Origin of the sequence: Bacillus methanolicus MGA3 (assembly GCF_000724485.1) — a bacterium.
Classification (GTDB): domain Bacteria; phylum Bacillota; class Bacilli; order Bacillales; family Cytobacillaceae; genus Bacillus_Z; species Bacillus_Z methanolicus_A.
This window is the reverse complement of sequence record NZ_CP007739.1, coordinates 830,588-845,739: the sequence shown is the minus strand read 5'-3', so window position 1 is coordinate 845,739 and position 15,152 is coordinate 830,588. Positions and strand designations below refer to the sequence as shown.

The 15,152-nt window shown below is 38.6% G+C and carries 14 protein-coding genes; 6 read left to right on the top strand and 8 right to left on the bottom strand.

The window, feature by feature from the left end:
* Positions 1-72: 72 nt before the first annotated feature.
* From BMMGA3_RS04230 to BMMGA3_RS04210, 5 genes are all read right to left on the bottom strand, one after another.
* Complete coding sequence (locus BMMGA3_RS04230; protein WP_004433519.1) at positions 73-705, bottom strand: response regulator transcription factor; 633 nt, start codon at positions 703-705, stop codon at positions 73-75.
* On the bottom strand, positions 683-1,678 hold the full coding sequence (locus BMMGA3_RS04225) for a sensor histidine kinase (protein WP_237712818.1): 996 nt from the start codon (positions 1,676-1,678) through the stop codon (positions 683-685). The genes BMMGA3_RS04230 and BMMGA3_RS04225 overlap by 23 nt, the downstream gene beginning before the upstream one ends.
* Positions 1,679-1,990: 312 nt before the next feature.
* Entirely contained in the window at positions 1,991-2,347 is a 357-nt protein-coding gene (locus BMMGA3_RS04220; RefSeq protein ID WP_004433511.1) for a YisL family protein, read from the bottom strand.
* An 86-nt stretch (positions 2,348-2,433) separates the two neighbouring features.
* The gene (locus tag BMMGA3_RS04215) at positions 2,434-3,345 is read right to left on the bottom strand and encodes a fumarylacetoacetate hydrolase family protein (protein ID WP_004433508.1); all 912 of its coding nucleotides are present in this window, start codon (positions 3,343-3,345) and stop codon (positions 2,434-2,436) included.
* A 41-nt stretch (positions 3,346-3,386) separates the two neighbouring features.
* Complete coding sequence (locus tag BMMGA3_RS04210) at positions 3,387-4,577, bottom strand: DUF418 domain-containing protein (protein WP_004433504.1); 1,191 nt, start codon at positions 4,575-4,577, stop codon at positions 3,387-3,389.
* 452 nt (positions 4,578-5,029) lie between these two features.
* On the opposite strand from BMMGA3_RS04210, the gene BMMGA3_RS04205 reads away from it, so the two are divergent.
* The 6 genes from BMMGA3_RS04205 (at position 5,030) to BMMGA3_RS04180 (ending at position 6,975) form a co-directional block, all read left to right on the top strand.
* The gene (locus BMMGA3_RS04205; protein ID WP_004433500.1) at positions 5,030-5,251 is read left to right on the top strand and encodes a spore germination protein; all 222 of its coding nucleotides are present in this window, start codon (positions 5,030-5,032) and stop codon (positions 5,249-5,251) included.
* A 17-nt stretch (positions 5,252-5,268) separates the two neighbouring features.
* Positions 5,269-5,487, top strand: a complete 219-nt coding sequence (locus BMMGA3_RS04200) for a spore germination protein GerPB (protein ID WP_004433496.1) — start codon at positions 5,269-5,271, stop codon at positions 5,485-5,487.
* Between the two features lie 22 nt (positions 5,488-5,509).
* Positions 5,510-6,118, top strand: coding sequence for a spore germination protein GerPC (gerPC, locus tag BMMGA3_RS04195; RefSeq protein ID WP_004433494.1), 609 nt, complete (start codon positions 5,510-5,512; stop codon positions 6,116-6,118).
* The gene (locus tag BMMGA3_RS04190) at positions 6,115-6,297 is read left to right on the top strand and encodes a hypothetical protein (protein ID WP_004433491.1); all 183 of its coding nucleotides are present in this window, start codon (positions 6,115-6,117) and stop codon (positions 6,295-6,297) included. Before gerPC ends, BMMGA3_RS04190 begins: the two co-directional genes overlap by 4 nt.
* Position 6,298: 1 nt before the next feature.
* Positions 6,299-6,688 (top strand): spore germination protein GerPE, encoded by a 390-nt coding sequence (locus BMMGA3_RS04185; RefSeq protein WP_004433488.1) that lies wholly within the window; start codon positions 6,299-6,301, stop codon positions 6,686-6,688.
* 65 nt (positions 6,689-6,753) lie between these two features.
* Positions 6,754-6,975: a spore germination protein gene (locus tag BMMGA3_RS04180; RefSeq protein ID WP_004433484.1), complete on the top strand. Its 222-nt coding sequence runs from the start codon at positions 6,754-6,756 to the stop codon at positions 6,973-6,975.
* Positions 6,976-7,017: 42 nt separating this feature from the next.
* Here BMMGA3_RS04180 and addA read toward each other — a convergent pair whose 3' ends face one another.
* The 3 genes from addA to lepB all read right to left on the bottom strand — a co-directional run bounded on the left by addA (position 7,018) and on the right by lepB (position 15,119).
* Positions 7,018-10,800: a helicase-exonuclease AddAB subunit AddA gene (gene addA, locus BMMGA3_RS04175; RefSeq protein WP_034669194.1), complete on the bottom strand. Its 3,783-nt coding sequence runs from the start codon at positions 10,798-10,800 to the stop codon at positions 7,018-7,020.
* Complete coding sequence (addB, locus tag BMMGA3_RS04170; RefSeq protein WP_004433478.1) at positions 10,760-14,281, bottom strand: helicase-exonuclease AddAB subunit AddB; 3,522 nt, start codon at positions 14,279-14,281, stop codon at positions 10,760-10,762. The genes addA and addB overlap by 41 nt, the downstream gene beginning before the upstream one ends.
* 283 nt (positions 14,282-14,564) lie before the next feature.
* On the bottom strand, positions 14,565-15,119 hold the full coding sequence (lepB, locus tag BMMGA3_RS04165) for a signal peptidase I (protein WP_004433475.1): 555 nt from the start codon (positions 15,117-15,119) through the stop codon (positions 14,565-14,567).
* Positions 15,120-15,152 lie beyond the last annotated feature (33 nt).

Sequence of the window (15,152 nt, the reverse complement as noted above, 5' to 3'; positions counted from 1 at the left end):
ACACTCACACTATCTTGCGTCATGAAATAATGAGAAAACCATGACTCCGGTCATGGTTTTTGCTAAAAAATTTTATATGATATTATTCTTTACTGCAAAAATAGCAAGTTGGGTTCGATCGCGCAGTTCCAATTTATCCAGAATTTGCGTCAGATGGTTTTTAACGGTTCCAATTGACAAATACAGTTCGGCTGAAATTTCTTTATTCGTTTTGCCTTGACCGACCATTTTTGTGATTTCTAATTCCCTAGGTGTTAATGGAAGGTTTGCAGGAGGTGCTGCCGGCTTTTGCAAAAGCTTTGGCATCACTTTTGCTGCTACTTGTTCATGTATCGAGATCCCACCGTTTATGGAGCTTCTAATGGAATGGATTAATTTTGGCCCATCAGCGGTTTTTAATAAAAATCCGCTTACCCCGTCCTTGAATGCCTGTAAAGCATATTCTTCATCGTTAAAGGTCGTCAGAATGATGATTTTAATTTCCGGCCATCTTTGTTTAATTTTATGGGCCGCTTCGAGACCGTTCATGACAGGCATACGAACATCCATCAAAACAACATCGACTGCATGATTTTCAAGGAAAGCAATAGCTTCTCTTCCGTTTTCCGCTTCTCCTATTACAGAGAATTCTTCATCTTGTTCGATAATCATCTTAAGTCCTTGACGAACCATACTCTGATCCTCAACCAACAAAATTCGAATCATGATTCTCACCTTCTCTCGGCATTGTTCCTTGAATAATAAAATGATTGTCTGTTTGAAAAATAGTAATGTTACCGCCGATTTCAATCATCCGCTCCTTTATATTCCTCAACCCAAAACCTTCATGGAAAGGTTTATGCGAATGGATTTTATTTTTTATTTCAAGTGTTAACTGTCCAATAGGTGAGACGCCAAGGGTAACATACACTTCTTTGGAAAATGCATGCTTCATTGCGTTTGTTAATGCTTCCTGAATCACCCTGTACAATACAACACTATGTTGGTTTGATAAAGAAACACCAAGAACTCCCTGCTTTGTTGTAAAATGTACTCTTAAATGGCTCTCGGCCTCCAGTTTCCGTATTAAATGGATCACCGAAGAAATTCCTTCGATCTCATCCGTTTCAAGGGCACGTACTGCCCTTCTTGTTTCTTTAAGGCTGTCTTCAACGATTTCCTTCATTTGCAAAAGCAAATCTGTTTTATTCTCTGTCAGCATCATCCCAATCTGCATATTTAATACCGTAAGCTTATGTCCAACGGAATCATGCATCTCTCTTGCAATTCGCGTCCGCTCTTCAAGCCTGGCGGTCCGTTCATTTTCAAGAGCAAGTCTTTTTAGCTTTCGATATTCATCAAGAAGTTGATCATACAAGTCACGCTGATAAAAGAGTTCATTTTGGAAGCTGTTGCAATAAAAAAGAACCATGAAGATATTTAACGAAATTCCTATGTAAATGCTCCAATAAAAAAATGAATAATGAAAATAAAATATTGCTCCTATGAATATAAAAATTGAAATCAAAAGTACCCGAAAGTTTGCAGGCATTAAATCCCGGCCCGCTTCAAAAACATAAAAAAATGCAATCGCAACAAAAATCCAAAAAGGCATGTCTTCTGTTAACAAGAGGGTAGCGGCTGAAGAAAAAGATAAGATCCAGTATGGAATCCATTTCTTTTTGATAATTGGAATCATAAAGTATAAGGCAAGTGATGAGGTACAAAAGAATAGGAATATCGACATATGGGAAGTATGCAGAAAGAAGCAAAAAGCTCCGCCCCATAAAAGCAATAGATACAATAAACGAATGTAAACTTGCAGAGGGAAATCCTCCTTCCCCATTCCATTATACTATATTTTAATTTTTATAAATTTCATAATATTCGTCAATATTAAATTAAACATAGAAAGCAGACTTGAAATCTTTCTATAGTTAAAAAAACGAGAAAAGCAGAAAAAAAGCCGCCAATTTGGCAGCTTTTTGTGAATCATATCTTTTTATAAGTTTTATAGGAAATGAAATCCTAACGGAAGCTTAAATCCTAAATACAAGACAAGCAAAAAAGCAACGACAAATTGGATCCATAAAGTCGAAGTTCTTTGTTGTTTGGCCGTCCGGATTAAAATCAATTCAAGCATGGCAATTACCCATAGCCCGACTGCAGACTTTAAGATATAGAGCAAACTGATAGTGGAAATACTTGTTAACATCCATACACCGGTAGCTACAATTAGTATGTAAAATACTCTCAGAATCATCTGTACTACTCTAAATCCTTTTGCTTTTCCGCTTTTATGAAGGCCCAGCGCAATGAAAAATAGAACAAGTGCTAAAAACCAGGCAGTAATATGGGCGTGTGTCATTGACATTGCCTCCTTATGTATCATTCTTTATCATCATATCATATTGTCATGAAAAAAACTAAACAAATGGGGTAAATTACCGTTCATTATTCATCGGCAATTTGGTTGGTTAATGTTCCTATTTTTTCGATGGAGACCTCAATGACATCACCCGGATTTAAAAACCTTGGCGGCTTAAAGCCTTTCCCTACCCCTGCAGGTGTTCCGGTTGCAATAATGTCGCCAGGTTCAAGCGTCATTCCGGCAGAAAGAACAGAAATAATTTCCTCTACAGGGAAGATAAAGTGTTTTGTATTGGAGTTTTGTCTCATTTCCCCATTCACTTTTGTTTGAATATTTAATTGATTAGGATTTTCAATTACTGATTTATGGACGATCCAAGGTCCCATTGGACAAGTTGCATCAAGGCTTTTCCCAATGAAAAACTGTTTGTGGCGGCTTTGGAGATCTCTAGCTGTAATATCATTGATAATCGTATAGCCGAATACATAATCAAGCGCCTCTTCTTTCTTGATTGCTTTTCCCGCTTTTCCAATAACAACTGCCAATTCTCCTTCATAATCAAGCTCTTTTGTCACTTTTAGATGGTTAAGAACCTTTTGTTGATGACCAATGACTGTAGTGGGAGCTTTCGTAAATACCATTACATGTTCGGGAATATCATCCTTGCTTCCCATTTCAATTGCATGTTCAGCATAATTTTTGCCTACACAAAATATATTTTTTGCCGGCCTAGGAATGGGAGCAAGCAGTTCCACTTTCTCTAAGGGAACATATAATTCTTTTCCTCCTTCACTGTTATTGACCCATTCTATCAGGTTTTCTACTTTTTTAATAAAATCATCTCCGAGAGCAATGCATTCTATCATCGTCACTGGAAAATGTAGTTCACCTGAACGACGTTCTTCTGCCTTTCTAATCGGAAGCACACTGTTGTTTTCTTCATTTACAATCCCAACAAACACTCCATTTTTATCTTTTGCTGTTACAAATTTCATGAGCCCACCCCTTTTTACAAGAATATTCTAATCTATTGATTTTATTGTGAAAAACGTTTCCACTTCGGCAGCGATAAATAAGTAAAACTGCGCCATAACCATTCCATTGGACCATAATAAAAATGTTTCATCCAAATGTAGCTTACAGCTGCTTGAACAACGAATATGGCTAATGCAAGAATCGTGCCTTCAAATAAAGATATCTTCCCATAATATCCAAGCCCGTAACTATAAAAAATAAAAGTAGAACAGATCGATTGGAATAAATAATTGCTTAATGACATTCTTCCAACTGCTGCTATTGAAGAAAGAAACAAAGCCGCCCTTTTTCGATTAACAAGTAAAGCTATACTGAGAGCATAAGCAATGGATAATAACGGGCCTCCAAATGTATCTTGTATATAGTCAATTGCGATATTTGTGCCAAATAAGTAAGGAAGGCCTTTAAGAATCAGCCCTGTAATTCCTGCTGCAGCCATTATGAAAAGCAGCCATTTTTTATGCCGTTCAGGGTTTTCCAGCCATTTTAATTTAGCTGTTCCGGCTCCAAGCATAAACAATGGAAGGATGGCTGTAAGCATCATAAAGAATGATTCAAGGTTATTTACCATATACCAATCCCTCACTCTTTGTTCTGTTATCTCAGTATAGCTTCCATGACTGTACACCTCGATTGAAGCAGCTGCAGAATGTTCATCGTGTCGATTCCATTCTTCCCTAGGCGCAAACAGCATTCCGATTGATATAAACAAAGTTAAAAAAATATTGGGGATAACATATAGCAATGTTCCTGTAATCATTAACGATCTTGGAGGTAATTTTAGAAACAATAACATAATAAAACCGAGTATAGCATAATTAATCAAAATATCCCCATGCCAGATAAAAAAAGCGTGGATCACACCAATCAAAAACAGTAAAAACAGCCTTCTGACAACAATCACATAAAAATTTACCCGCTTTTTCTGTGACCGTTCCATCATAATAACAAGTCCGTATCCAAAAAGCATCGAAAACAGCGGGTAAAAACTTGCCTGTGCAAAGATATCTATAAACATATAGACTGCTTTACTGAGAGAATCTCTCCACCATTTCAATGGATCGATATAAAGAATCGGAGAATGAAAAGAAATCATATTCACTAAAAAAATTCCTAGAATCGCAAATCCTCTAATTATATCAAGTGAAAGGATTCGCTCTTGATTCAAATTTGCTTTATTCACATCAGGCATCATTTGTCCCCTTATCAGAAAAATCTGCAAAATCTATTATACACGATTGACATGTAGAATAACTAGTATGATTCCTCTCTGTAAAATGAATAATTCAGAGCTAATTTGGCCGCAACATATGGAAATCCTAAAAATAATGGAAGTCAGTACCTCAACGAGAGTAAAAACCAGCTGAACGGGAGTAAATGCATCTTGAACGGAGTAAACGTCTGCTGAATGACAGTAAATGATTATCCTCTGCTGGCCCAAGGGCCGCAACCATACCTCGAATAAGTGATGGCTTAACTATCCGTTTCTCTATAATCCCAGGCGGCTCCCAGTAATTTCTAACTGCAAATATCACTTTTTTCAATATATAACGGGCTTGTTGTATTAGAATTCATGGGCATTTTAATCACACTCAATTATTTGTCACATACGATATAAGAGAATTTATGAAAAGGGTGTAGTCGATGCCAGCGATTGTCGGAGTTGTGCAAGTAATTACAATTGGGAGCAGTTCGATTTTTAACATTGGAGATGTTTATAAAGTGATGCCAGTATCAACAGCAAAGACCTTTTCAGGAGCTGGTTCCTTTAATACAGGAGACGGTTTATACGTTTACAATCAACAAAGTTCCACAAACACATATGATACTGATCTACTTGATCAAGGAAATTTTTTTAACGCCTAAAATAGCAGGTGATCGAAATGAATTTTTATATACAACAATCGATCCAAATCAATTTGATAAAAATTGAGGGGATTACCAATTCTTCTGTTTTTCAGATCGGGAGCGCCGGAATCATTAAGCCGGTTTCTCATTTATCCAACACCGGTGGCTTTATTGGTCCGGCTCCGCAACCAAGGCCTCCCGGTGCGGGAACCCTCCAGGAAGCACCCGCAGTTCCTTTAGTGCCGCCGACTTGAGAATAAATTCGAGGTGATTTGTTTGAATCAAGAGTTTTATCAATACATTCAAAAAATGCACCTGTTTATTCAAGCGCAAGAAAGGAAAATCCGCCAGCTGGAAAAAACAATTGAATCAATTCAAAATCAATTAACGGAACTAAAAGAAAGACCGGGTATTAGAGTTGATAAAATTGAATATAAATTTGACCAGTTAAAAGTAGAAACTCTTGAAGGAACATTAAATATTGGATTAAATCCTTCTGACCTCCAGGGAATCGAAGACTTTTCTGTCGATAATCAACAATTGAGCACTTCATTATCTCCGAAAGACCGTATGCAAACAGTGATGGAACTCGAAAATAACTTGTATCATTACTTAGAAACAGAAATAGAACCTTTAATCAAGCAAACTCAAGAAAAATTAAATGTAAAGATTGATGAGTCATATACTGATTTCATTAAAGAAGATATAAAGAAACAAATTCCAACCCGAATTGAATTTTATTTAAGACAAAATCCCCAAATAGAACGATCAACAGAAGATTGGAAGGAAAAAATTATTACTCAAATGAAAAAAGAAATTGAGAATGGAGTATTTGTCTTTATTAGAAATTTGCCAGACAATGTGAAAGGAATGATGAAAGAATGAATTTTCAAGTTCATAATCGGGAGATTTGTGTAGGAAGTATAAGAGTGATCGGGGTCTCCAGTTCTTCTTTATTAATGGTAGGAGACACTCAAACGATTCAATTGGCATCTGCTTTTGATACACCTCCTGAATCATTAATTATTGGTCCATTTGTACCGCTGACACCGGATGCATCCTAACATGTTTCAACGTACTTCATATGTGGATCAAATTCAAATTAATACGATCTCCTTTTCCTCTTCTTTGCAAATCGGTGATTCAAGTATTATTAACGGATTTTCCCGAGCTTTAGCTGTTCAGAGGGAAACTGAAATTTTTTATAGCAATGAAGGAAACTTTTTTGAATACAAGGTGTTCTCTCGTCCAATACCCTTTTTACCAGTTCAAGAACAATTTTCCTGTGAAACATTTAACCATCATCCCATTATTAAAGTTGGCAAAATCGATATTATCGGAATTTCTTCATCTTCTCTTCTCCATGTGGGAAACAGTAAAAATATTTCAATGGAAGCGAGAGTGAAGCATATCCGTCAGCTATTGCCTCGTGAAGATGAACAGATTGGTGGGTAAAAGCATATGTTAAAAAAAATCACACAAAAGTAAATAACATTCGATTAAAGAAAAGGATGTTTTTCATGCCAGCTTTTATCGGTCCCGTTCAGATCCTTAATATTGCGGGTTCAGGAATTGTCCAATTTGGCGACGCTCTCTTTATCTCTCCAAAAAGCAATACAAAATCGCATTCCGGCTCCGGAGCAAGCAATACTGGAGGAATTCTGGTTACAATTAATGGAATTAGTATTACAAATGTGATTGATTCCAACTTAATTGACCAGCCTACGGTAGATAATAACTAAGACAAACCGGCAAGGACACTCGTCTCTTGCCGGTTTTCCAACTTAATTATTTTCTAGCTTTAATAAATGTCCCCCGTCAAAGAAGAACAAATATCTCTCATAGACAGGCTTTCTTACTATTTGTTCAAGTGCACGGGCATAAAGGTTTATTTGAAGGCTGTACCTCGATTCAAGAATTGGTTTTGCTTCTTCAAATCCCCCTTTATAACGATCCGTAATACGATCTGTTTTATAGTCAAGGAGTATAATTCCTTCCTCTTCTTCAAAGAAACAGTCAATCACACCTTGTATAAGGACTTGTTCATCTCCACCAGTCCAATCGGTATACGTTTCTTTTGCCGGAATTGATAGACTGAAAGGAACCTCGCGCATAACCTTTTCTGCACGCAGCATCCTTTGCCCAAGATCGCTCTTAAAAAATTTCAAAACAAGTTCAGGATCGATTCCTTCTCTTTGCTCCGCGGTAAGGAGTTCTTTCTGTACCATGGCATCTACCTGATGACGGATCGATTCTTCCGTTAAAGGAATCGACAGATCAATCTGCTGCATTACCATATGCATTGCCGTTCCTTTTTCTGCTGGTGTTAACGTTTTTTCTTGCATAAATCTTGGCCGCTTTAAAAGAGGCTTTCTTATTTTCCGAAGCAGTTCCGTACTGCTCTCTTCACCGGCAAGATCATACTGCCTCTTAATCTCGGAAACAGATTGCTTGGATCGGAACACAGAAGCACTATGAAATTCATATTTCCATGAAAGCTGTTCGTTTACCCGTTCTGCATATTTAGAAATAATTGGAACCTGTTTGCCTTCAGCTACTTTTTCCAACAATTCTTCTCTTTCGTTTCTTTTATCTTCAATCAATGCTCCAGCTTCTTCACTATGAATCATTTCAACATGCCAGCATGAAGGGTGGTCTAATAGTTTTATTTTTTCCTGATTAATGCCAGCTCGCAAAACTACACAATCCTTATGTCTAATAAGCGCAGGGCCGATCCAATCCAAATAGCTATTTGCACTCGCCCGCTCATAATCATTTAATAGCCAGTTTTCGGTGGCAGCTGCCGAGAGCCATCTGTCCAATGATTTTTCAGCATTTTTTACCGATCCTATCAAAAACAGCTTCTCTTTTGCACGGGTTAAAGCAACATATAACACTCTCATTTCCTCTGCCAGCATTTCCATTTTCTTTTTACGCTTAAATGAAAGCTGCGCAAGCGTTGGGTATGATATCCGTTTTTCAGCATTTACATACCTGGCAGCGAATCCAAATTCCTTATCCAGCATGAATGTTTTTTTCAGATCCATTGTATTGAATTTTCGCGCTAAACCGGCAATAAAAACGACAGGGAATTCAAGACCTTTACTGCTGTGAATCGTCATAATTCTTACAACATCTTCTTGTTCTCCCAGTGCACGGGCTGCTCCCAGGTCATCGCCACGGTCGATCATTCGCTCTATAAACCGGAGAAAGCGAAACAAACCTCTAAATGATGTCGATTCATATTGCCGTGCCCTGTCATATAACGCTCTAAGGTTGGCCTGTCGCTGTTTTCCGCCTGGCATCCCTCCGACAAAATCATAAAATTTCGTTTCCCTAAATAAATCCCAAATCAATTCAGATAATGATCCTTGACGGGCTTTTGTTCTCCAATATTGAAGCTGCTCTGTGAACGGCCTGACTTTTTCATAGAGTGCTTCTTGATCTGCTTCCGGCTTTGCCTGACAAAAAGACATCAGAGCCTCATAGAACGATCCCCACTTATTTGAAATACGTATTTGCGACAATTCTTCTTCGTTTAATCCTACAATCGGAGAGCGTAAAACGGCTGCAAGCGGAATATCTTGATAAGGATTGTCAATGACTTTTAACAAAGACATCATAATTGATACTTCTGTTGCTTCAAAATATCCAGTTGATAAATTTGCATAAACCGGTATACCTTGGTGTTTAAACTCTTCCATGATCTCTGGGGCCCAAGTCATGGACCTGAGAAGAATTACAATGTCTCTGTAAGTAACTGGCCTTGAGCTTTTTGTTTTTGTGTTATATACTTCAGTCCGATTTTCAATGAGCTCTTTGATTTTTTTTGCTATTACCCTTGCTTCAAGCTGCGACTGCTGCAATTCCTCCCGGCTGAAATCTCCTATGTTGTCCGCTTCAGGCAATTCATCAGCATCGCTTTCGTCATCCTCTCCGGCTTGGTCGATCAAGATGACGGAAACAGGGTTTGATGTTTCTTCAGGATACGGAGCGCCTTTTTTTAACTCTGCAGCTTCATCATAATCGATTTCTCCAACCTTAACTCCCATAAACTGCTTAAACAGAAAATTCGTTCCGTCGAGCACTTCTTTCCGGCTTCGGAAATTCCGGGCTAAATCGATTCTCAAGCCTGAATCCGCACCAGTCGGCTTAAAACGGTTGTACTTGCTTAAAAATAAATTTGGCTCTGCCAGCCTGAACCGGTAGATCGATTGCTTGACGTCCCCTACCATAAAGAGGTTTCCTGTCTGTTCTTCTTCATTCGTGACGAGCTGCAATATGGCTTCCTGCACCATGTTTGTATCTTGGTACTCATCGACGAGAACTTCTTTAAAAAGACGGCGGTAAGAAAGTGCTGCTTCGGAAGGAATTCTTCTTCCGTCTTCATCAATGCTTCCGGTTAGAATATCAAGACAGTAATGCTCTAAATCAGCAAAATCAACTAATCCCTTTTCTCTTTTCACTTGTTCAAATCGGTCCGAAAAAGATTTCACAAGTGAAATGAGAGTTTCAATATGTCCTTTCATTTCTCGCATATCTTTTAAAAACGATTCAGGCCTTCTTGAGAAAAGTTCGGACTGTAAATCCTGCAAAACTTTTTTCGCCCTTTCTCTCAATTTTTGGGCTTTTTCGACCAGATCACCGTCATATTCGTCTCCTCGAACTGTTTTAGCACGTGAAAAGGACAGGTTTTGCATTGCGTTATACAATGTTGACCATGAATCGTTTTTTGCGCTAATGAGCGTATCAACAATATGCAAGTCATCGATAAAATTTTCTGCTCTAGGTGCAGGTCCTCCGGGAAGCTTCGTCAGCTCCAGCCCTTCAAGCAGCATTTGCTTTGCCCCTTCAAGCTGCATCTCTATGTCATCTAAAAGAGCATCCATAAATGGAAGATCTTCTAATTTCCCATTCTCATCAACATCATACATTTCGATAATCGATTTCAAATAACGGTCAGGAGAAGGATTAGAACGGGCAAAATCATAAAGTTCCCTGATAATATCTTGCAGGGCTTCATCGCTCCGGTCATTCGTAAACGTATCAACAAGTGAAAAGAATGCTTCATTATCACTTTTACCGTATTCTTCTTCAAATAATTCATCCAAAACCTCGTCACGCATAAGTTGAGCTTCCGTCTCATCGGCAATCCGGAACCCTGGATCAATATCAATTAAATAATAGTATTTTTTTATCACTTCCAAGCAAAAGGAATGGAGCGTTGAAATCGATGCTTTATTCAACAGACTCAATTGTTTACGCAAATGCGCAGAGGTTGGGTTTTGATTAATCTCTTTTTCTAATGCTTCACCAATTCGATGTCTCATTTCAGCAGCTGAAGCATTCGTAAAAGTAACGACTAGCAGCTGGTCAACATCAATCGGGTCATGCAAGGAAGTAATTCTTCGAATGATTCTCTCAACGAGAACGGCCGTTTTTCCCGAACCGGCAGCCGCCGCAACAAGGATGTCCCGGTCTTTTGCCATTATTGCTTTCCATTGGTCATCGGTCCATGTCACATTTTCAGGCTTTGGCGGAATTATCACCGAATTTGTCAAGATCATCTACCTCCTTTCGAATTAAATCCAAAACATCATCTTTTTTGTATGGCGTTAAAATACGAAACTCATTGCTTTCTAGTGATTGATCGAACTGGCACACCGCTTTATACGGACAAAACGTGCACGGAGTTTTGTTCTTCATTTTATAAGGAGAAAGATCGACTATTCCCTCTGTAATGGCATTGCCTGTTTTCTCATACATTTTCCGGACATAACGCCTTAATGCTTCGAACTCTTCTCTTGTCGCCACTTTCGAAGACTTTTTCAACGTTCCATCCTTTTTCATTCCGGCGGAGACAATTTGCGAGTCTCCGGATTCCAGCGTTTTGTCCATTAATTGAATTACATTTTGCTCCCCGAGAAGAAGCCCTTTCATTCGAAAGCTTTTCATAATCTCTTTTTCAATTTCATCAAGTGTCAGCACTTTTGAAGAATGGATGATCGGATTATGAACATGGAAATATAGGACTCCCGCAGGGTCTGCTTTCGTACCAATTAAATTATCCGAATGAGTAATGATAATATCAAGGTACGTAAGCATTTGCAGTGCAAGACCGTAGTAAACTTCCCCAATATTTAAATCTTTTTCGCTCGACTTGTAATCTATAACTCTTAAAAATACGCCGCTCGTGTCTTCTGCTTTATCAACCCGGTCAATCCGGCCAACCAATTCCATTTTCGTTCCATTTTTTAAAGAGAATGATAGAGGCGGCAGTTTTTCCTTCGGACCGAAAGCCACTTCCAAGCCTATCGGGGAAAAACCGCTTGCCTTTGCATGTTCACTTAATACAAACGAAGCCCTGCTAATAATTTTTTCAAGTTTTCTTTTAATGTATTGATGGCGATTTGTACTCAACAGGATTTCATTTTGCAATTTGGGAGCCAGTTTTTCAACCGCTTCTCTCGCAAGAATTTCACATTGATCCTTTGTCATGTTTGCCCAGGACAAATTTTTTTGCGTCACTGTTTCTGCGATATACTTTAATGCAGCATGGAATAATTTACCGATATCAGGTGCTTCAAGACGAAATACCTGCCGTTCCGCCAGTTTTAAACCATGTCGAGCAAAATGGGAGAACGGACAGCTGTGAAAGAGCTCCATCCTTGACACGCTTGCTTGAATATGATCTCCGTATAATTTTTTAGTTACCTGTTCTGATAACTTTTTCGTCCGGTTTTCATAGAATAAGCCAGACAGAGCTTTAATTGCAGCCGGCCTTAATCTGTCACTATTTATATAATAGTTATAAACATCCCACCATAAATCATAAACCGGATAATTGCGTTTTTTCAGTTGGAGTTGTCCGGTCAAATAAGACAGGGCAGTCGTTTCATTTGAAATAAATTCAAGCTGCTCTTCTTCCGATAACTCTGATGGATCGGCAACAAAAAAATGCATGCGTGCATTTGGAAACAGATCCGTTATTCTTTTAATATATGAAGACGGCATCAATGCTTTCCCTTCTTCATTTGCCAAAGGATAACTTACATAAAGGTGCTCGGAAGGAGTAACAAATGCTTTATAGGCGAGAAAGTTTTCATCCAAAAGGCGCGTACGGCTTCCAGGCGCTATTTTCAATCCCTTTGACAGCAAAATCTCACGGTCTTCGTCAGCTAGAATTCCTTCCTCACCCATTTTTGCAGGAAAAACCCCTTCATTTAAACCGATGACAAAAGCTGCTTTAATATCTGACAGCCTTGATCTCTCCAAATCTGCAACTAAAACTTGGTCGATAGCAGGAGGAACAAGTGAAAATCGCAATGACTCCATCCCGGCATCAAGAATAGATGCAAACTGCTTAAGTGTAATTTTTTCCTCACCAAGCATTTCAACAAACTGATCCAACAACTCCATTACGGCGTTCCAGGCTTGATCATGCTCCCGGGCTTTTACTAGCTCGCCATTTACTTCAGCAGCAAGCTTCCATTGTTCAAGTTTTGCGGGGATATCTAATTCTTCCAAAAATAAATAGACAGCTTCGCATAAATCTCTTCCAGTTTCAGCTTTTTTAAGACGGCGGGCCATCCGAAGAAGCGGGGCAGTTACCATAGCCCTGAGCTCATTTAGTTCTTGTTCAATGTTCTTTTCTGCATCGGTCTTTGCAACTGCTTCAAACTCAAGCCCTCTTATTCTACGGTAGATCCAGCGCTCTTTTTTTGTCCATTTATCTCCTTGAATTCCGTAAGCGAGAACGTAATTTTCAAGCCTGTCCATCTGCTGGCGCAACTTAAAAACATTGGATTTTACAGGAAACATTAGCTCTGTTTTTATGGCGCGAAATACCGGTTCATAACGCCAATGGCCATTAATGACTTCCAGACTGGAGCGTATTAACTCAATGAGCGGATGGTTCAACATTGTTCGTTTCTGATCAATAAAATATGGTATTTCATGATCATCAAAAATTGTCTCTAAAATATCGTAATAATCACTTCCATTCCTTACCAACAACGCGATATCCCGGAACCGGTATCCTTTTTCTCTCACTAAATACTTGATCTTTCGGGCAACTCCTTCTATTTCCGCCCGCCTGTTAACCGCTTGGCAAATCGAAATCTCAGGTGTGCCCTGATAAGGTACGGCAGGCCTTGTATCAAATTCTGATTCTAAATGGCGCAATGAAGCGTTTGTCCACCTCAGCTGCTCCTCAAGATGAACTTCTTCTAATTCGATCCCATTTGTTTTGATGATTTCATAAATCGTCAAGCTCGTTTCACCGGCCAATCTAAAAAGATGAAGCTCATCAGGAGCGTTTTCTTTATACAATTTGTCACTTGTTAAAGTAATCGTAACCCGCTTGCAATGCTTTATAAATTTTTCGATAATCATATACTCCTGCGGGGTGTAAGTGTAAAAACCATCGATATAAATATCTGCTTCTTTTAAATACTTGGATGAAGCGATTTTTTCAGAAAGAAGCCTGAGGTAATCCTCGGAATCTACATATTTCCCAAACAGTTCATCCTCAAATCGGCTGTAAATTAATTCAAGATCGTGAAGCTTATCCTTTAGATCCTTGTAATTTTGTTCCTCATCCGGCCAAAACGCGGATTGTTTCTCCAAAAGTTCTCCTGGTGTTACACAATATCGCTTAAATTCCGTCAGTATTTGTTCCATTTGCTGGATAAATCCGGATTTATCAGCTGCCCGTTGGAAGATTTTCAACTCATCCTTCTGATCTTCAATAATTTTTCTGATGAGCATGTTAATCCCAACACTGTTTAGATGATAACGGCTGATCCCGCCTGTTTCCTGAAGAATTCTCCAGGCCAAACGGGTAAAACTGAATACTTGGGCACGAATCATGCCGCCCAGATTAGGGGTAGTGACAAGTTTGTATTCAGATAAAAATGTCATCTGCTCAGGAACGAGATAAATAATCGGGTTTCCTTTCGGATTCTGCTGCAGTTTCTCCCGTATTTCCTTTAAACAATATTCAGTTTTGCCGCTTCCTGATCTCCCTGTTATGAGTCTTACAGCCATTCCCTTTCCCCCTTTTACCACGGACTTATTCTTCTTTCAATAATAATAGCACAGAAGGCAATTATAGTTTTGCATAGGTTTCGGCCAAATAAGAAAATGCGCATTATATCATAATTTTAGAAAAATTTACGTTAATTTTAGAAAAATATCATGCAATTTTGCAAAAAACGAAAATAATTTTGTGGAAATTTTATATAATCTTGGAAATTCAGCATACCATTTTGGAAAACGCGGATTAAGAAAAAAAATACCACAGTTGTTAAAACTGCGGCAGACCCTCTCATTAAAAAGACACATCAATTTCGTTTAATGGCCAATACCTTAAATTCACTTTTCCGACGACCTGATTGACCGAGATAAATCCAAATTGGCGACTGTCCCAGCTGCCAAGGCGGTTATCTCCGAGAACAAAAAGCTTGCCTGGAGGCACCTTTTCTTCGCCGGTAATTTCTTTCAGCGTGAAATCACCAGTTAATCTTCCCCCGGGTATCTGTTTTCGATAAATATCTAAATATGGCTCATCAATTTTTTTGTCATTGACGTATAATTGATCATTGCGGTATTCGATCTTATCTCCAGGGAGGCCGATAATTCTTTTAACAAAATCCTCTTTCTTATTTGCATGGAACACGATGACATCAAACCTCTGCAACTTGCCAAACTGGTAACCGATCTTATTTACCACTAGCTTGTTGCCGTCTTGAAGAGTCGGCATCATCGATTCACCTTTCACAATATAATTTGAAAAGAAAAAAGTACGAATAAAAGCAAATATAATTATTCCAATGACAAAAGCTTTCAACCATTCCAAACCTTCTTTTTTTATATCTTCTTTCATTTCATTTCCTCCGTGCTTTTTGTCCGTACTAAT

Bases quoted from the DNA above. Each gene is read 5' to 3' on its own strand.
- BMMGA3_RS04205 (WP_004433500.1), top strand. From the start codon at position 5,030: ATGCCAGCGATTGTCGGAGTTGTGCAAGTAATTACAATTGGGAGCAGT.
- BMMGA3_RS04225 (WP_237712818.1), bottom strand. From the start codon at position 1,678: ATGATTCCAATTATCAAAAAGAAATGGATTCCATACTGGATCTTATCT.
- BMMGA3_RS04220 (WP_004433511.1), bottom strand. From the start codon at position 2,347: ATGACACACGCCCATATTACTGCCTGGTTTTTAGCACTTGTTCTATTT.
- BMMGA3_RS04180 (WP_004433484.1), top strand. From the start codon at position 6,754: ATGCCAGCTTTTATCGGTCCCGTTCAGATCCTTAATATTGCGGGTTCA.
- BMMGA3_RS04185 (WP_004433488.1), top strand. From the start codon at position 6,299: ATGTTTCAACGTACTTCATATGTGGATCAAATTCAAATTAATACGATC.
- BMMGA3_RS04230 (WP_004433519.1), bottom strand. From the start codon at position 705: ATGATTCGAATTTTGTTGGTTGAGGATCAGAGTATGGTTCGTCAAGGA.
- addA (WP_034669194.1), bottom strand. From the start codon at position 10,800: ATGATCTTGACAAATTCGGTGATAATTCCGCCAAAGCCTGAAAATGTG.
- lepB (WP_004433475.1), bottom strand. From the start codon at position 15,119: ATGAAAGAAGATATAAAAAAAGAAGGTTTGGAATGGTTGAAAGCTTTT.
- addB (WP_004433478.1), bottom strand. From the start codon at position 14,281: ATGGCTGTAAGACTCATAACAGGGAGATCAGGAAGCGGCAAAACTGAA.
- BMMGA3_RS04200 (WP_004433496.1), top strand. From the start codon at position 5,269: ATGAATTTTTATATACAACAATCGATCCAAATCAATTTGATAAAAATT.
- BMMGA3_RS04210 (WP_004433504.1), bottom strand. From the start codon at position 4,577: ATGCCTGATGTGAATAAAGCAAATTTGAATCAAGAGCGAATCCTTTCA.
- BMMGA3_RS04215 (WP_004433508.1), bottom strand. From the start codon at position 3,345: ATGAAATTTGTAACAGCAAAAGATAAAAATGGAGTGTTTGTTGGGATT.
- BMMGA3_RS04190 (WP_004433491.1), top strand. From the start codon at position 6,115: ATGAATTTTCAAGTTCATAATCGGGAGATTTGTGTAGGAAGTATAAGA.